General features: G+C 71.4%; 23 protein-coding genes. 17 read left to right on the top strand and 6 right to left on the bottom strand.

All coding sequences use genetic code 11. The features are described from left to right. Positions 1–15: 15 nt before the first annotated feature. From ACZ562_RS34335 to ACZ562_RS34325, 3 genes are read left to right on the top strand one after another with little or no spacing between them, the layout of a single operon-like run. Complete coding sequence (locus ACZ562_RS34335) at positions 16–612, top strand: DUF5998 family protein (RefSeq protein WP_471187627.1); 597 nt, start codon at positions 16–18, stop codon at positions 610–612. Next, a complete protein-coding gene (locus tag ACZ562_RS34330) occupies positions 612–1805 on the top strand; it encodes an alkaline phosphatase family protein (protein ID WP_471187557.1) in 1194 nt (397 codons plus the stop codon). The genes ACZ562_RS34335 and ACZ562_RS34330 overlap by 1 nt, the downstream gene beginning before the upstream one ends. Positions 1806–1848: 43 nt before the next feature. Beyond that, positions 1849–2496, top strand: coding sequence for a thymidine kinase (locus ACZ562_RS34325; protein WP_471187554.1), 648 nt, complete (start codon positions 1849–1851; stop codon positions 2494–2496). Positions 2497–2543: 47 nt separating this feature from the next. Here ACZ562_RS34325 and ACZ562_RS34320 read toward each other — a convergent pair whose 3' ends face one another. Beyond that, positions 2544–3347, bottom strand: coding sequence for a VOC family protein (locus ACZ562_RS34320; RefSeq protein WP_471187551.1), 804 nt, complete (start codon positions 3345–3347; stop codon positions 2544–2546). A gap of 298 nt (positions 3348–3645) precedes the next feature. Here ACZ562_RS34320 and ACZ562_RS34315 point away from each other — a divergent pair, with 298 nt between their 5' ends. Next, entirely contained in the window at positions 3646–4497 is an 852-nt protein-coding gene (locus ACZ562_RS34315; protein WP_471187548.1) for a sulfurtransferase, read from the top strand. Positions 4498–4558: 61 nt separating this feature from the next. Here the strand turns inward: ACZ562_RS34315 and sepH are convergent, their stop codons facing one another. From sepH to ACZ562_RS34300, 3 genes are all read right to left on the bottom strand, one after another. Then, positions 4559–5599 carry a septation protein SepH gene (gene sepH / locus ACZ562_RS34310; protein WP_471187545.1) on the bottom strand — a complete coding sequence of 347 codons (1041 nt, stop codon included), beginning with the start codon at positions 5597–5599 and terminating at the stop codon, positions 4559–4561. Between the two features lie 395 nt (positions 5600–5994). Next, positions 5995–7323, bottom strand: coding sequence for a D-arabinono-1,4-lactone oxidase (locus ACZ562_RS34305; protein WP_471187542.1), 1329 nt, complete (start codon positions 7321–7323; stop codon positions 5995–5997). Beyond that, positions 7283–8521 carry an MFS transporter gene (locus tag ACZ562_RS34300; protein ID WP_471187540.1) on the bottom strand — a complete coding sequence of 413 codons (1239 nt, stop codon included), beginning with the start codon at positions 8519–8521 and terminating at the stop codon, positions 7283–7285. Before ACZ562_RS34300 ends, ACZ562_RS34305 begins: the two co-directional genes overlap by 41 nt. 174 nt (positions 8522–8695) lie before the next feature. On the opposite strand from ACZ562_RS34300, the gene ACZ562_RS34295 reads away from it, so the two are divergent. Then, positions 8696–9823 carry a ferrochelatase gene (locus ACZ562_RS34295; protein ID WP_471187538.1) on the top strand — a complete coding sequence of 376 codons (1128 nt, stop codon included), beginning with the start codon at positions 8696–8698 and terminating at the stop codon, positions 9821–9823. A gap of 8 nt (positions 9824–9831) precedes the next feature. Continuing rightward, positions 9832–10647 carry an inositol monophosphatase family protein gene (locus ACZ562_RS34290; protein WP_471187535.1) on the top strand — a complete coding sequence of 272 codons (816 nt, stop codon included), beginning with the start codon at positions 9832–9834 and terminating at the stop codon, positions 10645–10647. Between the two features lie 180 nt (positions 10648–10827). Here the strand turns inward: ACZ562_RS34290 and ACZ562_RS34285 are convergent, their stop codons facing one another. After that, positions 10828–10995 (bottom strand): hypothetical protein, encoded by a 168-nt coding sequence (locus tag ACZ562_RS34285; protein ID WP_471187532.1) that lies wholly within the window; start codon positions 10993–10995, stop codon positions 10828–10830. Positions 10996–11412: 417 nt separating this feature from the next. Between ACZ562_RS34285 and ACZ562_RS34280 the strand changes: the two genes are divergently transcribed. From ACZ562_RS34280 to ACZ562_RS34265, 4 genes are all read left to right on the top strand, one after another. Beyond that, on the top strand, positions 11413–12066 hold the full coding sequence (locus ACZ562_RS34280; protein ID WP_250071180.1) for a response regulator transcription factor: 654 nt from the start codon (positions 11413–11415) through the stop codon (positions 12064–12066). A 5-nt stretch (positions 12067–12071) separates the two neighbouring features. Next, on the top strand, positions 12072–13304 hold the full coding sequence (locus tag ACZ562_RS34275; protein ID WP_471187528.1) for a sensor histidine kinase: 1233 nt from the start codon (positions 12072–12074) through the stop codon (positions 13302–13304). A 393-nt stretch (positions 13305–13697) separates the two neighbouring features. Beyond that, positions 13698–13994, top strand: coding sequence for a DUF4193 domain-containing protein (locus ACZ562_RS34270; RefSeq protein WP_003997302.1), 297 nt, complete (start codon positions 13698–13700; stop codon positions 13992–13994). Positions 13995–14007: 13 nt separating this feature from the next. Further along, positions 14008–14934, top strand: coding sequence for a hypothetical protein (locus tag ACZ562_RS34265; protein ID WP_471187525.1), 927 nt, complete (start codon positions 14008–14010; stop codon positions 14932–14934). 40 nt (positions 14935–14974) lie between these two features. Here the strand turns inward: ACZ562_RS34265 and ACZ562_RS34260 are convergent, their stop codons facing one another. Continuing rightward, the gene (locus ACZ562_RS34260; RefSeq protein WP_471187522.1) at positions 14975–15436 is read right to left on the bottom strand and encodes a DUF3093 domain-containing protein; all 462 of its coding nucleotides are present in this window, start codon (positions 15434–15436) and stop codon (positions 14975–14977) included. A gap of 58 nt (positions 15437–15494) precedes the next feature. Here ACZ562_RS34260 and ACZ562_RS34255 point away from each other — a divergent pair, with 58 nt between their 5' ends. The 7 genes from ACZ562_RS34255 (at position 15495) to ACZ562_RS34225 (ending at position 22020) form a co-directional block, all read left to right on the top strand. After that, positions 15495–16079 (top strand): PaaI family thioesterase, encoded by a 585-nt coding sequence (locus ACZ562_RS34255; protein WP_471187519.1) that lies wholly within the window; start codon positions 15495–15497, stop codon positions 16077–16079. Next, positions 16076–16627 carry a dUTP diphosphatase gene (dut, locus tag ACZ562_RS34250; protein WP_471187517.1) on the top strand — a complete coding sequence of 184 codons (552 nt, stop codon included), beginning with the start codon at positions 16076–16078 and terminating at the stop codon, positions 16625–16627. The genes ACZ562_RS34255 and dut overlap by 4 nt, the downstream gene beginning before the upstream one ends. 1 nt (position 16628) lies before the next feature. Continuing rightward, on the top strand, positions 16629–17387 hold the full coding sequence (locus ACZ562_RS34245) for a DUF3710 domain-containing protein (RefSeq protein WP_471187514.1): 759 nt from the start codon (positions 16629–16631) through the stop codon (positions 17385–17387). Between the two features lie 392 nt (positions 17388–17779). Beyond that, positions 17780–18250 (top strand): hypothetical protein, encoded by a 471-nt coding sequence (locus ACZ562_RS34240; RefSeq protein WP_471187512.1) that lies wholly within the window; start codon positions 17780–17782, stop codon positions 18248–18250. A gap of 18 nt (positions 18251–18268) precedes the next feature. Beyond that, entirely contained in the window at positions 18269–20809 is a 2541-nt protein-coding gene (locus tag ACZ562_RS34235) for an ATP-binding protein (RefSeq protein WP_471187509.1), read from the top strand. Next, positions 20806–21489, top strand: coding sequence for a response regulator (locus tag ACZ562_RS34230; RefSeq protein WP_471187507.1), 684 nt, complete (start codon positions 20806–20808; stop codon positions 21487–21489). Before ACZ562_RS34235 ends, ACZ562_RS34230 begins: the two co-directional genes overlap by 4 nt. Positions 21490–21621: 132 nt before the next feature. Next, on the top strand, positions 21622–22020 hold the full coding sequence (locus ACZ562_RS34225; protein WP_471187504.1) for an OB-fold nucleic acid binding domain-containing protein: 399 nt from the start codon (positions 21622–21624) through the stop codon (positions 22018–22020). Positions 22021–22023: the final 3 nt, after the last annotated feature.

Raw genomic sequence — 22023 nt, 5'->3', positions numbered from 1 at the left:
GTGCGCCCCCGTAGGATGGACGTCATGGCCAAGACCAGTACGACGACCCAGGGGCTGCGAGCGGCGATCGAGCGCAGCGGCTACTACCCGGCCCTCGTGGCCGAGGCGGTGGAGGCCGCTGTGGGCGGCGAGCCCATCCGGTCGTACCTGGTCCACCAAGAGACGACGTTCGACCAGAACGAGGTGCGGCGGCACGTGACCGTGCTCGTTCTCACCGGTAACCGCTTCATCGTCAGCCACACCGACGAGCAGGCCGCGGACACCACCTCCCCGACGCCGTACGCCACGACGTCCACGGAGTCCGTGAAGCTTGGCCGGATCTCGTCCGTCGTGGTCAGCCGCGTGGTTGCCAACCCGGAGTCGTACACCCCGGGCACGCCGCCCCGCGAGGTCGTGCTGACCATCGGCTGGGGCGCCGTCTCCCGCATCGACCTCGAGCCCGCCGCCTGCGGCGACCCCAACTGCGAGGCCGACCACGGCTACACCGGCAACTCGACGGCGGACGACCTCAGCCTGCGGGTCAGCGAGGCCGGGGACGGCCCGGAGACGGTGCGTCAGACGCTCGTCTTCGCGCAGGCCATCTCCGAGGCGACCGCGGACGTCACACGCTGATGGCGCAGCCCACCACCTGGGACTCCCACCCGGAACCCCTCGCCGTCGACTCCGCGCCCGTGCCGGAGTACGGCTCCGGCTCCCTCGCCGATCTGCTGCCCACACTGGCAGCGGGCATGGCCGTACCGGACATGACCCCCGCGATCGCCGAGCTGACCCCCGCCGACCGGAACTGCGTGTTCCTGATCGACGGTCTCGGCTGGGAGCAGCTCAGGGCCCACCCGGACGAGGCCCCCTTCATGACCTCGCTCCTCGGCAGCTCGCGCGGCGGCACCGGCCGCCCCCTGACCGCGGGCTACCCGGCGACCACCGCGACCTCCCTCGCCTCCGTCGGCACCGGCCTGCCGCCGGGCGCCCATGGCCTGCCCGGGTACACCGTGCGCGACCCGGCCACCGGCGAGCTGATGAACCAGCTGCGCTGGCAGCCCTGGACCCCGCCGGGCGTCTGGCAGCCGTATCCCACGGTCTTCGAGCTGGCCGATGCGGCGGGTGTGCACGCCGCGCAGGTGTCGTCGCCCACCTTCCAGAACACCCCGCTGACCCAGGTGGCGCTCAGCGGCGGAACCTTCCACGGGCGGCTGTCCGGCGAGGACCGTGTGGACTTCGCTGCCGAACAACTGGCCGCCGGCGACCGCTCCCTGGTCTACACGTACTACGCCGAACTGGACGGCGCCGGCCACCGCTACGGCGTCGCCTCGGACACCTGGGTCGGCCAGCTCATGTACGTCGACCGTCTGGTCCAGCGCCTGGCCGAACAGCTCCCGCCGCGCACCGCGCTCTACGTCACCGCCGACCACGGCATGGTCGACGTCCCCTTCGACGAGCAGCACCGCATCGACTTCGACCAGGACTGGGAGCTGCGCGCCGGCGTCGCCCTGCTGGGCGGCGAGGGTCGCGCCCGTCACGTCTACGCGGTGCCGGGCGCCGAGAACGACGTGCTGACCTGCTGGCGGGAGGTCCTCGGCGAGCAGTTCTGGGTGGCCTCCCGGGACGAGGCGATCGCGGCGGGCTGGTTCGGGCCGCGCGTCGACGACCGTGTGTACGCACGCATCGGCGACGTGGTCGCCGCGGCGCGTGACGACGTCCTGATCATCGCCTCCGAGCGGGAGCCGAAGGAGTCGGCGATGGTCGGCAACCACGGTTCGATGACCCCTGCCGAGCAGCTGGTCCCGCTGCTCGAAGTACGCTCCTGAAGCCCGCCCTGCGACCTGCCTGCCGAAAGGTGCTCAACTCCCCATGCCCGAGCTGGTGTTCTTCTCCGGAACCATGGACTGCGGGAAGTCGACGCTGGCTCTCCAGATCGAGCACAACCGCTCAGCGCGCGGCCTCGTGGGCATGATCTTCACCCGGGACGACCGGGCGGGCGTGGGCAAGCTTTCCTCGCGCCTCGGCCTGGTCACGGACGCGGTGGAGGTCGAGGACGGGCAGGACCTGTACGCCTACCTCGTCGACCACCTCTCGCAGGGCGGGCGCGCGGACTACGTGATCGCGGACGAGGCGCAGTTCCTCGCGCCGGCCCAGATCGACCAGCTCGCGCGCGTGGTCGACGACCTGGGCCTCGACGTCTATGCCTTCGGCATCACGACCGACTTCCGCTCCAAGCTGTTCCCCGGCTCCCAGCGCCTGGTGGAGTTGGCGGACCGGGTCGAGGTGCTCCAGGTCGAGGCCCTGTGCTGGTGCGGCGCCCGCGCCACGCACAACGCCCGCACGATAGGGGGCGAGATGGTCGTCGAGGGCGCGCAGGTGGTCGTAGGCGACGTCAACCAGGCGGAGGCCATCGGCTACGAGGTGCTGTGCCGACGGCACCACCGGCGCCGTATGACGGCCACGACGGCACGGGCTGCGGCGCTCTCGCCGGACGTGCTGCCGGTGTCGGCCCTCTAGGACCGGTCCCGGGCCGGAGCCACTCCCGGGGTCACGCTCCGCCGCGGTCAGTGCGGGCTCTGGAGCAGGAAGAGCCTGGCACCTTCGGGGTCCGCCACCTCGGCCACACGCCCGTGGGCGCTGTCCCGGGGCGGCTTGAGGACGTGCCCGCCCAGGTCCACGACGCGGGTGACCGCGTCGTCCGTGTCGGCCACTTCGAAGTACGTCATCCAGTGCGGGCCCCGGTCGCGGGGAAGGGCGGTGCCCACGCCGTGGATGCCGGCGACCGGGCGGCCCCCGACGTGCAGGGTCACGTAGTCGAAGTCGGCGGAGACCACCGCTTCCTCCTCGTAGCCGAACACGGTCTCGTAGAACTTGGTGACGCCGGCCGTCTCGAACGTCAGGAGTTCGTTCCAGGCCGGAGTGCCGGGCACGTCCGTGATGGCCGTACCCAGGTACGCGGCCGCCTGCCAGATGCCGAAGACGGCGCCGGACGGGTCGGAACAGATCGCCAGGCGCCCCGCCTCGGCGGCGTCGAGAGGGCCCACGCCGAGTGTGCCGCCACACAGGCGTACCGTTTCCGCTGTCAGGTCGACGTCGTCCGAGGCGAGATACGGGGTCCAGGCGATGGGCAGATGGCGGTCGGGCGGCAGCTGCCCGATGCCCGCCACGTCCTGGCCGTCGAACAGTGCCCGCACATAGGGGCCGAGCTGCTGGGGGCCGGGCTGGAACTCCCAGCCGAACAGCGATCCGTAGAAGTCCTGGGTCGCGGCCATCCCGTGCACCATCAGACTCACCCAGCAGGGCGTGCCGGGCGGGCGCCGAGCGTGCGTGTCGCCGTTCATGCCGGCCGGCCCCCGTGCCTCGGTCATCGCCACTCTCTCTCCTCGGCCCTCGCGGTGGCCGTGTTGCGTCCGCTCTCCGGACCCCGAGCAGATGCTCGCACCACCGCGGTGCCGCGCGCTCCGGGCGCGCCGCACGTGCGCGGGGGCCCATGACCGGAGAATGCCCCGTGTGCGGTATCTCGTCCGTTTCCGTGCGATGGCCGACGGGTGTCGTCCGGCTGTACAGCACGTGCCCGGTCCCGTACGCCTCGTGATCGGTGCCGTCCGGCCGAGCACAGTAGCCGGACATGGACGATGCGGCTACCCGTACGCAAGGATGATGGCCATGGACGCCATCATCTCCGCATCCGAACTCGCGAGCGACTTGGACGGTGAGAACCGGCCGGTGCTGCTCGACGTCCGCTGGCAGTTGAGCGTGGCCAAGGCGGCCGGCGAGCCGCCCTTCGACGGCCGGGCCGAGTACGAGGCCGGGCACATCCCCGGGGCCGTCTTCGTCGACCTGGACAGGGAACTGGCCTCTCCTGCCGGAGCGGGCGGCCGGCACCCGCTGCCCGACGTCGCGGAGTTCGGCGCTGCCATGCGCCGGGCCGGCGTGTCGTCCGGGACGCCGGTGGTGGTGTACGACGGCGGGCAGGGCTGGGGGGCGGCGCGCGCGTGGTGGCTGCTGCGCTGGACGGGTCACCCGAACGTGCGGGTGCTCGACGGCGGGTTGCCGGCCTGGAAGGGTGCGTTGGACACGTCCGTGCCCGCACCGGCGCAGGGCGACTTCGAGCCGGAGCCGGGGGCCGTGGGGCTGCTCGACGCGGACGGGGCCGCGGCGCTCGCGCGGTCCGGCGTGCTGTTCGACGCTCGGGCGGGCGAGCGGTACCGGGGTGAGGTGGAGCCGATCGACCGGGTCGGCGGCCACATCCCGGGGGCCGTGTCCGCGCCCACGACGGAGAACGTCGGGGCGGACGGGCGGTTCCTGCCCGTCGAGGAGTTGACGGCGCGCTTCAAGGAACTCGGGGTGTCGGACGCGGCGGACGTCGGCGTGTACTGCGGCTCCGGCGTCTCCGGCGCGCACGAGGTGCTGGCGCTCGCAGTGGCAGGGATTCCGGCCGCGCTGTACGTGGGGTCGTGGTCGGAGTGGTCGTCGGACCCGGAGCGGCCCGTTGCCGTGGGGCCCGATCCGCAGTAGCCGTAGCCCGTGTGACAGGGCCCGCTGCCGACCGGCAGCGGGCCCTGTCACACGGAGCCGACTACTCCTGCTTCTTGCGCCGCGTCCCGAACACGATCTCGTCCCAGCTCGGGACCGCCGCGCGGCGGCCCGGGCGGACGCCGTCCGCCTCGGCCTGACGGTCGGTCGCGCCGATGAGACGGTCGCGGTGGCTGCCGACGGAGCGGGGCATGAGGACGTCCGCGTACGCGGAACCGGCCGAGGCCGCGGGCGCCGGGGGCTCCTCCGCCTCCGGTTCGGGGGCGGGCTCCTCCGGGGCGACGGGTTCCGACGGGCGTTCCGGGACCACCAGGTCCCCCCGGAAACTCGGCACCGCCTCCAGCAGGCTGGTCAGCGAGTCCCGTTCGCCCGTGCTCTCCTCGGCGGGTTCCGGCGACGGCGACGGCAGGACGGGACGCTCCTGGCGTTCCAGGGCGCGGTCGAGCGGGCGGTCGCGCGGCAGCCGTGCGATACGCGGTACGAAGGGAAAGCTGGGCTCCGGCGCGGCGAGGTCCTCGGACTCGCCGATCAGCGAGCGGGCTTCCGAGTCGACGGCCTGAACGAGCCGCCGGGGCGGGTCGTACGTCCAGCTCGCCGAGTGCGGTTCGCCCGCGACCCGGTAGACCAGCAGGACCTCCCAGGTGCCGTCGTCGCGGCGCCAGGAGTCCCACTGGACGGTGTCCTTCTCGGCGCCGCGCAACAGCAGCCGCTCCTGGACCGCCTCGCCGAGCTGCGGCCCGGTGTTCTCGCCGGGCCGGCGGACCGGGGTCTTGCGGGCCCGCTCGGCCATGAAGGCGCGCTCGGCCAGCACGGGGCCCTCGAAGCGCCGTACGCGATCGACGGGGATACCGGCGAGTTGGGCGACTTCTTCCGCGGTCGCACCCGCACGTATCCGCGCCTGGATGTCTCGGGGGCGGAGATGGCTCTCCACCTCGATCTCGATCTGGCCGAGGCGGGGACGGTCGCCGCGGACGGCGGCGCGCAGACGCTCGTCAATCGGAAGCGTGTACTCCGTGCTGTCCGCAGCCTTCAGCACCAGCCGTGTGCCGTCATTCGAGACGGCCACGACACGCAGTTCGGGCATGGGGACCTCCCGGGTGGTGCCTGCCGACGTCACGTGCGTCGCTGCTTCCGCTAGTCGAGTGTGGCCTGCCCGGGTGCAGCCTGCCACAACCTTGCCGAGTTGCCCGGCGTGTCGGGCGCGGGCCCTGGATCGCCGTTATGGCACGGTTACCTATTCGCAACGCTAAGTGACCAACTCCGTCACCCTGTGCAACTAGCTCCCTCCCGGCGGTCCTTGAAGGTCGCGGACGCCCTGGCGGGAGACCGGACCCAGGGCTCGCAACAGTACTCCATTCGGACCACGTGCGTGGATTGGCACGCCGTCCGAATTCTCGCAAGAGGCGGTAGTCGGCCGTTCCCGGCGGGGTGTTCGAGATCTTGAAAGTGGTGTACTTCACGCAATCGCCGGAAACGGAACTACGGCCCCAACACCCTTCGCAGGTAGTCGTTCTGGAACCGCCGGTCAGGATCCAGCCGGTCACGCAGGGCTGTGAACTCGCCGAAGCGGGGGTAGACCCGGGCGAAGTAATCGGCGTCCCGGGTGTGCACCTTGCCCCAGTGCGGCCGGCCCTCGTGCGCGGTGAAAATGCGTTCGGCGGCGGTGAAGTACGCCTGATAGGGGGTGCCTTTGAACATATGGACGGCGATGTACGCGCTGTCGCGGTCCGTTGCCGTGGAAAGAGTGATGTCCTCGGCGGGGGCGGTGCGCACCTCTACCGGAAAGCTGACCCTGAGGCGGGAGCGGTCGACCATGGCCTTCACCTCACGCAGCGTCTCGGTGACGGCTTCGCGCGGGACGGCGTACTCCATCTCCACGAAGCGCACCCGGCGCGGCGAGGTGAACACCTTGTATGGAATGTCGGTGTAAGTCCGCGCGGACAGGGCCTTGCTGGAGACCCGGGCGATCGCCGGGACGGTCGCGGGCGCCGCGCGGCCGACCCACTGGGCCACCTGGAAGACGCCGTTGGAGAGGAACTCGTCCTCGAACCAGCCCGCCAGCTGCCCCACCGGCTTCTCCGGGCCCGCGCTGCGGTTGTTGCGCTTGGTGTTGGTGCTGCCGGTGTGCGGGAACCAGTAGAACTCGAAGTGCTCGTTCTCGGCCCACATTTCGTCGAAGTCCGCGAGGACCTTGTCGAAGGGCATCGGCTCCTCGCGGGCCGTGAGCAGGAAGACCGGCTCCACGGCGAACGTGATCGCGGTGACGATGCCGAGGGCGCCCAGGCCGATGCGGGCCGCCGCGAACACCTCGCGCTCTTCTTCGGTCCCCTTCTCGGAGCAGGTGAGCACCGAGCCGTCGGCCGTGACCAGCTCAAGGGCCTTGATCTGGGCGGCGATGGAGGCCGATTCGCGGCCCGTGCCGTGGGTGCCGGTGCTGACGGCCCCGGAGACCGTCTGCTCCATGACGTCGCCCATGTTGGTGAGCGACAGGCCCTCGCGCGCGAGAGCCATGTTGAGCCTCTTGAGCCGGGTGCCGGCCCCCACCGTGACGGTGCCGGCCTCACGGTCGATGTTGCGGATACCGCTCAACAGCTGAGGGCGGATCAGGACACCGTCGGTTGCGGCGATGGAGGTGAAGGAGTGCCCGCTGCCGACGGCCTTCACCTTCAGGCCGTCCTCGGCGGCCCTCCGTACGGCCGCGGAGAGTTCGTCGACCGAGGCGGGAGTGACCTCCCGCGCGGGGCGGGCGGCGACGTTGCCTCCCCAGTTACGCCACGTGCCGTTCTTCCCGCTCGCTGTGCTGCTCAACGGTGCCTCCCCGACGTGGAGCCGGCCTGCTGAGCCGGCGGTACCCCAGGAAACCGACCGCGACCGCGACGGCCCCGGCCACCGCCGGAACCCCGTACCCGGCGCGCGCCCCGGCCGCGTCGACAGCCCAGCCTGCCACGGAGGAGCCGAGCGCGACCCCGACCGCGAGCCCCGTGCTCACCCACGTCATGCCCTCGGTCAGTTGCGCGCGTGGTACGTGCTTTTCGATGAGGGACATCGTCGTGATCATCGTGGGAGCGATGGCCAGACCCGCAACGAACAGCGCCACGGCCAGAAACGGCAAGCTTCCGACCAGTAGGAGGGGGATCATACTCACGGCCATCGCACACACGCCCAGCAGCCAGCGAGGTTCGGGCGCCCCCTTGAAGTGCAGCAGCCCGAACACGATCCCCGCCGCGCAGGAGCCCGCCGCGTACAGCGCGAGCACGACGCTCGCGGCGGCCTTGTGCCCCTGCTCCTCGGCGAAGGCGACGGTGACCACGTCGACCGCCCCGAAGACCGCGCCGGTCGCCGCGAACGTGGCCACCAGGACCTGGAGACCGGGGGAGCGGAGCGCCGTGCCACCGCCGTCGTCCTCGCGCGGGTGCGGGGCGGGCTCCGTGGCGCGCTGTGCGGTCAGCCAGAAGACACCGACGGCCAGGAAGCATCCGGCGAGCAGCGGGCCGGCCTCTGGGAACCAGGCCGTCGACAGCCCGATGGAGATGATCGGCCCGAAGATGAAGCAGACCTCGTCCACCACGGACTCGAAGGAGTACGCGGTGTGCAGCTTCGGGGTCCCCCGGTACAGGGCCGCCCAGCGGGCGCGGATCATCGCGCCGAGGCTCGGCACCGAGCCGATGCCGGCGGCGCACACGAAGAGCACCCAGTCCGGCCACCCGTAGTGCGCGGCGAACAGGAGCCCGGCCGTCGCGACGAGCGCGACGAGCGTCGCGGGGCGCAGCACGCGCCGCTGCCCGTACAGGTCCACCAGCCGGGAGATCTGCGGGCCGATCGCCGCGGCGGCGAGCGCGATGGTGGCCGACAGGACACCGGCCAGCCCGTAACGTCCGGTCAGCTGGGACACCATCGTGACGACGCCGATGCCCATCATCGACAGCGGCATCCGGCCGACGAAGCCTGCGGCGGAGAAGCCCTTGGAGCCTGGGGCGGCGAACAGGGCGGGATAGGGGCTGGGCACGTGGGTCTCCGTCGGGCGGGGAATGCGGCGGCTGGGCAGGCTCAGTAAGGCGTGAATGCGCCCGATACAGCTTACGAGTTAGGTGACCCTAATGCACCCCCTCGAACGGCCCGGGAATCCCGCCCCGCACCCCGCCGTTTCCCGGCTGTCAGCCCCGGGTGGCAGGATCGACTCATGCCAGACGCGCTCGATGCCACCCCCTACGACGCCCTGCTCCTGCTCTCGTTCGGCGGCCCGGAAGGCCCGGACGACGTGGTTCCGTTCCTGGAGAACGTGACGCGCGGGCGCGGCATCCCCAAGGAACGCCTGAAGGAGGTCGGGCAGCACTACTTCCTCTTCGGCGGGGTCAGCCCGATCAACGACCAGAACCGGGCCCTGCTGGACGCGCTCCGCAAGGACTTCGCGGACCACGGCCTGGACCTGCCGGTCTACTGGGGCAACCGCAACTGGGCCCCGTACCTGACGGACACCCTGCGCGAGATGGCCGCCGACGGCCGCCGTCGCATCCTGGTCCTCGCCACCAGCGCCTACGCCTCGTACTCGGGCTGCCGCCAGTACCGCGAGAACCTCGCCGACTCGCTAGCGGCCCTGGAGGCCGAGGGCCTGGAGCTGCCGAAGACCGACAAGCTCCGTCACTACTTCAACCATCCGGGCTTCGTGGAGCCCATGGCCGAGGGCGTCCTCCAGTCCCTCGCCGACCTCCCCGAGGACGTCCGCGACGGCGCGCACATCGCCTTCTCCACCCACTCGATCCCGAACGCCTCCGCGGACACCTCCGGCCCGGTCGAGGACCACGGCGACGGCGGCGCGTACGTGAAGCAGCACCTGGGCGTCGCGCAGCTGATCGCCGACACCGTCCGTGAGCGCACCGGCGTCGACCACCCCTGGCAGCTCGTCTACCAGTCCCGCTCCGGAGCCCCGCACATCCCGTGGCTGGAGCCCGACATCTGCGACCACCTGGAGGAGCGGCACGCCGCCGGGGCCCCCGCCGTCGTGATGGCCCCGATCGGCTTCGTCTCCGACCACATGGAGGTCCTCTACGACCTCGACACGGAGGCCAGAGCCAGGGCCGAGGAGCTCGGTCTGCCGGTACGCCGCTCGGCCACCGTCGGCGCCGACCCGCGGTTCGCCGCCGCGATCCGCGACCTCGTCCTGGAGCGCGCCGCCGTCGAGCGCGGGCAGCAGGTCACGCCGTGTGCCCTGGGCGCGCTGGGCGCCGGCCACAACCTCTGCCCCGTTGGCTGCTGCCCGGCCCGCGCCCCCCGGCCCGCCGCCGCGGGCGCCGACAGCCCCTACGCGTGAGGACCCAAGTGACCGACACCCTGCACACGGACCTGCTCAAGCTGGCCCGGGACGCCGCCCGCCACGCGGGCGAACTGCTGAGGGACGGCCGCCCGGGCGACCTCGCGGTCGCCGCCACCAAGTCCAGCCCGATCGACGTCGTCACCGAGATGGACATCGCGGCGGAGAAGCTGATCACCGACCTGATCTCCGGGCACCGCCCGGACGACGGCTTCCTCGGCGAGGAGGGCGCCTCCACGGAGGGCACGAGCGGGGTCCGCTGGGTGATCGACCCGCTCGACGGCACGGTCAACTACCTGTACGGGCTGCCCACCTGGGCCGTCTCCATCGCCGCCGAGCAGGACGGCGAGACCGTCGTCGGCGTCGTCGCGGCCCCGATGCGCGGCGAGACGTACCACGCGGTCCGGGGTGAGGGCGCCTGGGTCACCGGAGCCCGGGACGGCGAACGCAGACTGGCCTGCCGTCCCGCACCACCCCTGGACCAGGCCCTGGTCTCGACCGGCTTCAACTACGTCTCGGAGGTCCGCGCCCACCAGGCCGAGGTCGCCCGCAGACTGATTCCCCTCCTCCGTGACATCCGGCGCAGCGGCTCGGCCGCCGTCGACCTGTGCGACGTCGCTGCCGGCCGCCTCGACGGCTACTACGAGCGCGGCCTGAACGCCTGGGACCTCGCCGCGGGCGACCTGATCGCCCGGGAGGCGGGCGCACTGACCGGTGGACGCCCCGGAGAGCGCCCGGCACGCGATCTGGCGGTCGCGGCCACCCCCGGCGTCTTCGAGCCCCTCCAGCGCCTCCTGGAGGATTTCGGTGCCTGGCACGACTGACGCCGACCGGACACCGCCTGACCGGCGGTGACGGTCCGGCGGTGACGGTGAGGGCCCGCCAAGGCCCGTTGTCCCCACGAGTCGGCCGCTCGTGCGCCCCCGCCGGCGAACGAGCAAAACAGCGGGGCCCGGCGCTGGATTCGCCGGGCCCCGCTGCCATGCGAGCAAGCTGAACAGACGCTAGAACGCGCCGACCTCCACACCGTGCTCGGCGGCGAGGCGGTGCAGGTCGTCGAGCTCGCCCTGCTCCACCTCGACGAGGAAGTCGTCGCCCTCGTCGCGAGCCCGCGTCAGGTCGGACTCGGTCGCCCTTATGCGCTGCAGAAGTCCTGTGGTGAATGCGTCCATGCTGCGCCCCCTCGTCCTGGGTCGTGGGTCGGTGGCACGGGGGTGTGCCGTTCGGAAGAGGCGATCACGTCTCCAGTAGGTGCCCAGCGCCGCCCTGCCGGGCGGCGACGGTGCCGGACACCCACGCCCACTCTGCGGGAAGCAGATCGCGGTGTACCGCATGGTGGTGCGGTACATGCAGAGCGTGATCGCGGGGTGTAAAGCCGTCCTCCCCCCGGTCCCTTCCACGGAAACCTCAACCGCACGAGAAAATCTCGCATTCCCGGGCCTCACACCCGTCCTTCCTGGCCCGCTCACCCGTCTTACAGCCGACTTATGGCCGAAAAGGGCAGGATGGAGGTCTACACACTCACCAAAGACCCCTGCCCGCGCATGCCCGAGAGCGCTACGCGGGTGGACACAGGAAGGACAAGCGACGTGCGCGTACTCGTCGTCGAGGACGAGCAGCTGCTCGCCGATGCGGTGGCCACCGGACTGCGCCGGGAGGCCATGGCCGTCGACGTCGTGTACGACGGTGCGGCCGCCCTGGAGCGCATCGGCGTCAACGACTACGACGTGGTCGTCCTCGACCGTGACCTCCCGCTGGTGCACGGCGACGACGTCTGCCGCAAGGTCGTCGAGCTCGGCATGCCCACGCGCGTGCTGATGCTCACGGCGTCCGGTGACGTCAGCGACCGTGTCGAGGGCCTGGAGATCGGCGCCGACGACTATCTGCCCAAGCCCTTCGCGTTCAGCGAGCTGACGGCACGCGTGCGTGCACTCGGCCGACGCACCAGCGTGCCGCTGCCGCCGGTCCTGGAGCGCGCCGGCATCAAGCTGGACCCCAACCGCCGCGAGGTCTTCCGGGACGGCAAGGAGGTCCAGCTCGCGCCCAAGGAGTTCGCCGTGCTGGAGGTGCTGATGCGCAGTGAAGGCGCGGTCGTCTCCGCGGAGCAGCTCCTGGAGAAGGCGTGGGACGAGAACACCGACCCGTTCACGAACGTCGTGCGGGTCACCGTCATGACGCTGCGCCGCAAGCTGGGCGAGCCCCCGGTGATCGTCACTGTGCCCGGCTCGGGCTACCGGATCTGACCGCCGTGGCCACGACACCCGCGCCTCCCCAGGCACCCCCGAAGCCCACCTGGGACCCCCGGAGGCCGGAGCAGCCCTTCCCGTGGCTGCGCCCGACCATCCGCATACGGCTCACCCTGCTGTACGGCGGCATGTTCCTGATCGCCGGCATCCTGCTGCTGTCGATCATCTATCTGCTGGCCGCGCAGGCGTTGAACGTGGGCAGTGACCTGCCCTTCAAGATCACGGAGGGCAAGGTCACCAGCCAGGTCTGCGACCTGCCCTCCCAGGCCTCGCCCGACGTGTTCAACCGCGCGATGAGCGAGTGCGTCAACGAGCAGCGCCAGCACGCCCTGGACAACCTGCTCAGCCGCTCGCTGCTGGCCCTGCTCGGCCTCGCGATCATCGCCTTCGCCTTCGGCTACGCCATGGCCGGCCGCGTGCTGGCCCCGCTCGGCCGGATTCTCCGCACCGCGCGCGCGGTGGCGGGCTCGGACCTGTCCCGCCGTATCGAGCTGGACGGCCCGGACGACGAGATCAAGGAGCTGGCCGACACGTTCGACGACATGCTGGAGCGGCTGCAGCGCGCCTTCACCGCCCAGCAGCGCTTCGTCGGCAACGCCTCGCACGAGCTGAGAACACCGCTGGCGATCAACCGGACGCTTCTGGAGGTGCACCTGTCGGACCCGACCGCGCCGGTGGAACTGCAGCAGCTCGGCAAGACGCTGCTGGCCACCAACGAGCGCAGCGAGCAGCTTGTCGAGGGCCTGCTGCTGCTCGCCCGCAGCGACAACCAGATCGTCGAGCGCAAGCCGGTCGATCTCGCCGAGGTGGCGGAGCAGGCCGTCGACCAGGTGCACGCCGAGGCGGAGGCCAAGGGCGTGGTCATCCGCGGCGAGCAGAAGCCCGCGGTCGTGCAGGGCAACGGCGTGCTCCTGGAGCGGATCGCGCTGAACCTCGTGCAGAACGCCGTGCGGTACAACGTGCCCGAGGACGGCTGGGTCGAGGTGAACACGGACGTCCAGCACGGTCAGGCGGTGCTCGTGGTGGCCAACACGGGGCCGGTCGTGCCGGCGTACGAGATCGACAATCTCTTCGAGCCGTTCAGGCGGCTGCGAACGGAGCGCACGGGCAGCGACAAGGGCGTCGGACTCGGTCTGTCCATCGTCCGGTCCGTGGCCCGGGCGCACGGCGGGCACATCTCGGCCCAGCCGCGCGAAGGGGGTGGGCTCCTGATGAGGGTCACCCTGCCCATCTGAGATCATTGCCCCGACATACGGGGATGTTCGCTTTGCGCGGAATTTTCAGTCTGCCGAAATGGGCACTCCGTGTGTGATCGATCACAAGGGCGATTTTCCAGCCATCCACTCTCCGTGATCATGCGAGCGGTCGGAAAGCCGGGAAAATCCGGGTTTTCGGGGGTCCTGATCACGGGAAGTACAGGGTGAGACGCCTTTGAAGAGCGGCACAGGGACCGTGTACGGTCCCGTTCGCCATCCAAGCCGATCACTCTTGAGGAGTCCGGTTGGGTGTCGATTGAGTAACAGACCTTGATGTGAGGCAAAATCTCCGCCTCGGGTCGGGCACAAGTCCGGCCTCTCACGCGTTACGTGCGCTGGAGACACCGCAGACACCCAGAGGGGGAGAGCGACATGGCAACGGATTACGACACCCCACGCAAGACCGACGACGACGTCGACTCGGACAGTCTTGAAGAACTGAAGGCCCGGCGGAACGACAAGTCGACCTCCTCGGTGGACGTCGACGAGTTCGAGGCCGCCGAGGGTCTCGAACTGCCCGGTGCCGACCTGTCCAACGAGGAGCTGGCCGTCCGGGTGCTGCCGAAGCAGCAGGACGAGTTCACCTGCATGAGCTGCTTCCTGGTGCACCACCGCAGCCAGCTGGCCCGGGAGAAGAACGGCCAGCCGATCTGCCGCGACTGCGACTGAGGACGGGTCGGCCGTGATTGGCTCGACCCCTCCTCGGAAGCGCCGCTTTCCCCTGCGGAAGGCGGACCAAGGGCCGTCCGACGGCTCTCACGGCGCGCGTGACGACGAGCGGGGCTCATCCGGTACCGGAGCGGCCTCGCTCGAACCGGCGGCCGGCCGGGGCGAGCTCCCGTCATCGGCCCCCGCGCCCGTCGCCGGACGACGGGCGGCGGTGATCCGGGACAAGGTCAGGGAAGGCGTCCGCAAGGGCGGCAGCCGCGCCAGGGAGGGCCTGGCGTACCTTGCCGACCGGATCATCGAGATAGCCCCGCGCGTCCCCGTCCGGGACCTCGCGACGCTCCGCCGGCAGTTCCCGGGCCTCGGCCCCGAGCACCTTGCGGACAAGCTCGTGGCGGGCGCGGCGAACGCGACGTCGACGGTCGGAGCGGGGATCGGGGCGGCGGCGATGCTTCCCGTGCCGCCCGCGATGCCGACGGAACTGGCCGCCGAGATCACCGGCGTGGCCGCGATCGAGCTGAAGCTGATCGCCGAGCTTTACGAGGTCTACGGCGTGCGGCCGCCGGGCAATCTGAAGGAGCGCAGCACCGCGTACCTGAACTCCTGGTCGGGGGAGCGCGGGATCGACGTGACCAAGCCGTCGACGGTGAGCGCGGCGCTGAACGGCCACATGAAGCGCGAACTGCGCCAGCAGATCATGAAGCGGACGGTACGGAACCTGCCGAACCTGATGCCCTTCCTGGTGGGTGCCGCCGTCGGGGCGGTGATGAACCGCCGGGACACCAGGAAACTCGCGGCGCGGATCCGCGCCGATCTGCGCCGGATCCAGGTGCCGTGGGACGCCCTTCCCGAACTTCCGCCACTGGAACGTCCGGCGGACCCGCTGCAGTTGGGCGACATCGCCAAGGAACTCGGACCCGGGCCCAAGGACCTCGGGCACTGACCCGGCCGCGGGCCCGCCGGGCGACGCCCACGTGCACGGTCTACGGCGTCGTCCGGGCCTTCTCCAGTGCCTCGGCGAGCTGCTCCGGCTCCCGCGTCGAGAGGTACAGGTACGGCGTCGGGTCGTCCGGGTCGGTGACCTCCACGCGCAGGGCCCGGGGGATGTAGGCGCGCAGCAGCAGGAAGGCGCGGGTGTCGGCCTTGTACGTCCGCCAGGCGCGGGCCTCCTCCGCGTCCAGCACCTCCGCGTCGCCGAGCGCCGTCACCGGGATCTTCGCGTCGCCCGCGATCAGGAAACCGCCGACGACCCGGATGCGCGGCGAGCCGTAGGCGCTGGCGACGACCGCCGCGGCCGCGGTGCCGCCGACCAGGCCGCCGAGGAGGGGCAGGGTGCCGAAGGGCAGCAGGATCAGGGCCATGGAGACCCCGACCAGGAACGAGATCAGCCACCAGGAACGGGGGGCGGTGAGACGTTCTTCGTACGGGGTGGCGGAGAGCTGCATGAAGCCAAGCTTGGCACGGTGTCCGGATGTTGCCGACGCGCGGGTAAGGTCTGCGGCTGTGAGTCGTACTTCCGCCGCTCTTCAGCCTCCCGCCGACGCCGTGAAACCGGTGCGACACCCCGACGCTCCCGCGCCCGGTGAGCTTCTCGGTGCGCACTACGGCCAGTGTTTCGGCTGTGGCGGCGAGCAGCCCCACGGGCTGCACCTGGAAGCACGGGCCGGGGAGGGCGTGTCGCTCACCGCCGAGTTCACCGTCCGGCCCGCCCACCAGGGCGCTCCGGGCCTCGCGCACGGAGGTGTGCTCGCGACCGCTCTCGACGAGACCCTCGGCTCCCTGAACTGGCTGTTGCGGACGATCGCCGTGACCGGGCGGCTGGAAACCGACTTCGTGCTGCCGGTGCCCGTGGACACCCTCCTCTACCTGGAGGCCGAGGTGACGGCGGTGGCCCGGCGGAAGATCTACTCGACCGCCACCGGACGCATCGGCGGCCCCGACGGGCCCGTCGCCGTCCGCGCCGACGCGCTCTTCGTCGAGGTGAAGGTCGACCACTTCATCGACAACGGCCGTCAGGAGGAGATCCAGGCGGCCATGAGTGACCCGGACCAGCTCCGGCGTGCCCGGGCCTTCGAGGTGAACCCGTGAGCGGTGCCCCCCTGAACGTGCTGATCCGGCGCGTCGACCCGGACGTACCGCTTCCGGCGTACGAGCATCCCGGCGACGCGGGAGCCGATCTGCGGACCACCGAGAGCTGTGAACTGAAGCCGGGCGAGCGGGCCGTGCTGCCCACGGGGGTGTCTGTGGCGCTCCCGGAGGGGTACGCGGCCTTCGTGCACCCAAGATCCGGTCTTGCCGCGCGCTGCGGTGTCGCTCTCGTCAATGCCCCGGGGACGGTTGATGCCGGGTACCGTGGGGAGATCAAGGTGATCGTGGTGAATCTCGACCCGCGCGAGTCCGTGCGGTTCGAGCGCTTCGACCGGATTGCCCAACTGGTCGTCCAGCAGGTCGAGAGGGTCCGCTTCCAGGAGGTCGCGGAGCTTCCCGGCTCGGCACGGGCCGAGGGGGGCTTCGGGTCCACCGGCGGGCATGCCGCGGTGGACGGCGCAAGCGGCACAAGTGGCCCGGCCGCCGCGGGCGGCGGGGTGGGTGGGAATCGATACGCTTCGGTCGTATCCGACCGGGAAGGACAGTGACGTGTTCGGACGTCGCAAGAAGACGGATGCCGCCGAGGGCGCGGCCGGCGAGGCCGAGCAGGTCGTCGACAGCGTCGACACTGAGGCGGACGTGGACGGGACGCGTGAGCGCGTGCGGCTCGAGCCGGAGCCGCGGCCCGACGGGCCCTGGGACAGCACCGAGGTCCGTGACCCGGCCGAGGGCCGGGTGGACCTGGGCGGTCTGTTCGTGCCGGGCGTCGACGGCATGGAACTGCGGGTCGAGGTAGCGGGCGACGCGATCGTCGCGGCGACCGTGGTGCTGCGCGACAGCGCCGTTCAGCTGCAGGCCTTCGCCGCCCCCAAGCGCGAGGGCATCTGGGGCGAGGTCCGCGAGGAGATCGGCTCCGGCATCACCCAGCAGGGCGGCATCGTCGACGAGGTCGAGGGTCCGCTGGGCTGGGAGCTCAGGGCTCAGGTGCCGGTGCAGCTGCCGGACGGCACGGGCGGCTTCCAGGTCGTGCGGTTCATCGGCGTGGACGGTCCCCGCTGGTTCCTGCGCGGGGTGATCTCCGGCCAGGGCGCGGTGCAGCCGCAGGCCGCCGGCCTGCTGGAGCAGATCTTCCGGGACACGGTCGTGGTCCGCGGGGAAGGCCCGATGGCGCCCCGCGACCCGATCGTCCTGAAGCTGCCGAACGACGCGCAGATGGTGCCCGAGGGTGTCCAGCAGGAGGAGGGTTCCCGCTTCTCCGGCGGCATGGGACAGCTCCAGCGCGGACCGGAGATCACCGAGGTCCGCTAGGTCCTGTCGTCACATCCCCGTCGTCCGCCCGGAGGGCGGGCCCCGCGGCGTCAGGTGCGTGCTCTCGGCGTGCCGGGCCCTGGCCCTCGTACCGGTTGTACGCGGGCAAGGGCCAGGTGCGGCGAGTGTGTGTTATCGGCGTCGCGAGCGGGCGGGAATGTGCGACAGGGCCTGGGCGCTGCGCCGGGAGAACCGTTTGACAGCCGCACCCCGACGGGTGCGGCTGCTTGCGTACACGACCCCTTGACGGCGTATTGGTCTGTACCTGCGGTCACCGCCCGACGCGTCTGTTCATAAAGGCGCTTCCGGTGTGCGGCGGGTCGCTGGGACCGGGTCCCGGACCCGTTACCCGGGTCGGCTGCGACGCCCTGCAGAACCGCCTCGGCATCGCCATGACCAACACCCAGGCGCCGACCGAACCGGAACCGACCGGCCGGCAGCGAAGAGAACGTCCGCAAGGCGTACGGTCGCTGACCGCCGCGGTCCACGCGCTGCGCGGTGTCTCCTGCCAGGTCCCGCGCGGTGCACTCGTCGCCCTCAAGGTGCTGCTGGAGCTCCCCGCCCTCCCCGCCCTCCTCGTCGCCGTCGAGCCGACGGGCCGGCTCGACGCGGAAACCGGTCACTCCGTGATGGAGCCGCTGTGCGCGGTCGTACCCGGTGAACGTGTCACCGCGCTGGTCGCCCCGCACGACGCGACCCTGCTCGACCTGGCCGACCGGGTGCTGGAGCCGAGTGAGGGGAGATCCTCCCGCGGTGACGGTCCCGGGCGTCAGAGTTGCGTCAAAGACGGCGGTGACGCCGCGCCAGGCAGCCTTTTGCCGCGAATGCCGGCCGTAAGGTCGACGCTGCGTAGGCAGGAGTGACCGGAAGACAATGGGGCCATGGGACGCGGCAAGCTACGGATCTACCTGGGTGCGGCACCGGGCGTCGGCAAGACGTACGCGATGCTGTCCGAGGCGCACCGCCGTGTCGAGCGGGGCACCGACTGCGTCGTCGCCTTCGTGGAGCACCACGACCGGCCGCGCACCGAGGTGATGGTGCACGGTCTGGAGCAGACACCCCGCAGGGAACTGGAGTACCGCGGCGCAGCCTTCCGTGAGATGGACGTGGACTCCGTGCTGCGGCGCGCCCCGGCCGTCGCCCTGGTGGACGAGCTCGCCCACACCAACATCCCCGGATCCCGCAACGCCAAGCGCTGGCAGGACGTGGAGGAGCTGCTGGCGGCCGGCATCGACGTGGTCTCGACGGTGAACATCCAGCACCTGGAGTCACTGGGTGACGTCGTCGAGTCGATCACGGGCGTACGGCAGCGGGAGACCGTACCGGACGAGGTCGTGCGGCGGGCGGACCAGATCGAGCTGGTCGACATGTCGCCGCAGGCGCTGCGTCGCCGGATGGCGCACGGCAACGTCTACCAGCCGGACAAGGTCGACGCCGCCCTGTCCCACCACTTCCGGCCCGGCAACCTCACCGCGCTGCGCGAGCTGGCGCTGCTGTGGGTGGCCGACCGGGTCGACGAGCACCTGAAGCAGTACCGCAGCGACCACCGGGTGTCGAAGATCTGGGGCTCGCGCGAGCGGATCGTGGTCGGGCTGACCGGCGGTCCGGAGGGACGCACGCTGATCCGCCGGGCCGCGCGCCTCGCGGAGAAGGGCGCCGGGGGCGAGGTGCTTGCGGTCTACATAGCCCGCAGCGACGCTCTGACCTCGGCCTCGCCCAAGGAACTGGCCGTGCAGCGCACGCTGGTGGAGGACCTGGGCGGCACCTTCCACCACGTCGTCGGCGACGACATACCGGCCGCGCTGCTGGACTTCGCGCGCGGTGTCAACGCCACCCAGATCGTGCTCGGCTCCTCGCGCCGCAAGGCCTGGCAGTACGTCTTCGGACCGGGCGTCGGCGCCACGGTCGCCCGCGAGTCGGGGCCCGACCTCGACGTGCACATCGTCACCCACGACGAGGTCGCCAAGGGGCACGGACTGCCGGTGGTGCGGGGCGCTCGGCTCGGCCGGTCCCGGCTCGTGTGGGGCTGGCTGGTGGGCGTGGTGGGGCCGGTGGTCCTGGCGGTGCTGCTGAACACCGTCCACCTCGGCCTCGCCAACGACATGCTGCTGTTCCTGACGGTGACGGTGGCGGCGGCGCTGCTCGGCGGGCTCTTCCCGGCGCTGGCCTCGGCGGCGGCCGGCTCCCTGCTGCTGAACTACTTCTACACACCGCCGCTGCACCATTGGACGATCGCCGACCCGAAGAACATCGTCGCCATCGCGATCTTCGTCGCGGTGGGCGTGTCTGTGGCGTCCGTGGTCGACCTGGCCGCCCGCCGCACCCACCAGGCGGCCCGGCTGCGCGCCGAGTCGGAGATCCTCTCCTTCCTCGCCGGCAACGTGCTGCGCGGTGAAACCGGCCTGGAGGAGCTGCTGGAACGGGTGCGCGAGACCTTCGGCATGGAGTCGGCGGCCCTGCTGGAGCGGGAGAGCGACGTCGCGCCCTGGACCTGCGCCGCGCGGGTGGGACCGGGGCGGCCGGTGGAGCGGCCGGAGGACGCGGACGTGGACATGCCGGTCGGGGACCACATGGCGCTCGCGCTGACCGGCCGGGTACTGCCCGCGGAGGATCGCCGGGTGCTGGCCGCCTTCGCCGCCCAGGCCGCGGTGGTCCTGGACCGCAGCCGCCTTCAGGAGGAGGCCGACCGGGCGCGAAAGCTGGCCGAGGGCAACCGCATCCGCACGGCCCTGCTGGCCGCGGTCAGCCATGACCTGCGCACACCGCTGGCCGGGATCAAGGCGGCCGTCTCCAGCCTGCGTTCCGACGACGTGGCGTGGTCCGCGGAGGACCAGGCGGAACTGCTGGCGGGCATCGAGGAGGGCGCCGACCGCCTCGACCACCTGGTGGGCAACCTGCTCGACATGTCCCGGCTGCAGACCGGCACGGTCACCCCGCTGATCCGCGAGACCGACCTCGACGAGGTGGTGCCGATGGCGCTCGGCGGGGTCCCCGAGGACAGCGTGCACCTGGACATCCCGGAGGCCCTGCCCATGGTCCGGGTGGACGCCGGACTCCTGGAGCGGGCGGCGGCCAACCTGGTCGAGAACGCCGTGAAGTACAACCGGTCCGGCAAGGCCGTCCTGGTGTCCGCCAGCGCGATCGCGGACCGGGTCGAGGTACGAGTGGTCGACCGCGGGCCGGGCGTCCCCGACGAGGCCAAGGAACGCATCTTCGAGCCCTTCCAGCGCTACGGGGACGCCCCGCGCGGAGCGGGCGTCGGACTCGGCCTCGCGGTCGCCCGCGGCTTCGCCGAGGCCATGGGCGGCACCCTCACCGCCGAGGACACGCCCGGCGGCGGCCTCACCATGGTCCTCACCCTCCGGGCGGCAGGAACGCGGCCGGAGCTTTCCCCGGCTGAACCGGAAAGGCAGGCTTCATGACCCGGGTGCTCGTGATCGACGACGAGCCGCAGATCGTGCGCGCCCTCGTGATCAACCTCAAGGCGCGCGCGTACGAGGTCGACGCGGCCCACGACGGCACCACCGCCCTCCGGCTCGCCGCCGCCCGCCACCCCGACGTGGTCGTCCTCGACCTGGGCCTGCCGGACATGGACGGCGTCGAGGTGATCCGGGGCCTGCGCGGCTGGACCCGGGTGCCGATCCTGGTGCTGTCCGCCCGGCACTCCTCCGACGAGAAGGTAGAGGCGCTGGACGCGGGCGCCGACGACTACGTCACCAAGCCCTTCGGCATGGACGAACTGCTGGCCCGGCTGCGGGCCGCCGTCCGCCGCGCCGAGCCCACCGGGGGCGGCGAGGACGACGTGGTGGTCGAGACCGAGGGGTTCTCCGTCGACCTGGCCGCCAAGAAGGTCAGCCGGGACGGCAAGGATGTACGGCTCACCCCCACGGAGTGGCACCTGCTGGAGGTGCTGGTGCGCAACACCGGCCGGCTGGTCGGCCAGAAGCAGCTGCTGCAGGAGGTGTGGGGGCCGTCGTACGGTACGGAGACGAACTACCTGCGCGTGTACATGGCCCAACTGCGGCGCAAGCTCGAGGCGGACCCCTCGCACCCGAAGCACTTCATCACCGAGCCGGGAATGGGCTACCGGTTCGAGCGCTAGCCCGGTGTACTCGGCCCGTTCCCGTCGTCCGCCCGGAGGGCGGGGCAGGTGGGGACAGGGCCTGGGGCCGCCCGGTTCGGGCGCGGGGCCCACGGGTACGTTGCTGACAGTGCACCCCGGTACGCTTCAGACATGAGTGCTGTTCCTCGTTCCGAAAAGCCGGCGGGCCGGTTCCGGCGCATGCTCGACCGGCTTTCCTCGTCGCAGGAGGACCTGGAGTCGGAGGAGCTGCGGGAGGACGCCGAAACCGCGGGCTGTACACGCATCGGCGACTGTCATGACCGGCAGGTCGTGACGGTTACTGGTACCTTGCGCACCGTCACCCTGCGGCCGCGGGCCGGGGTCCCGGCCCTGGAGGCCGAGCTGTTCGACGGCTCCGCCGCCCTGGACGTGGTGTGGCTCGGCAGACGCTCCATCGTGGGGATAGAGCCCGGGCGCAAGCTGATCGCATCGGGCCGGGTCTCGATGAGCCGGGGCCGCCGGGTGCTGTTCAATCCGAAGTACGAACTGAGACCCCTCGGACGGGAGTAGCCG

The sequence above is a fragment of the Streptomyces sp. NPDC040410 genome (assembly GCF_055595715.1).
The sequence above is the reverse complement of the archived record's forward strand: the minus strand, read 5'-3'. Positions and strand labels throughout refer to the sequence as shown.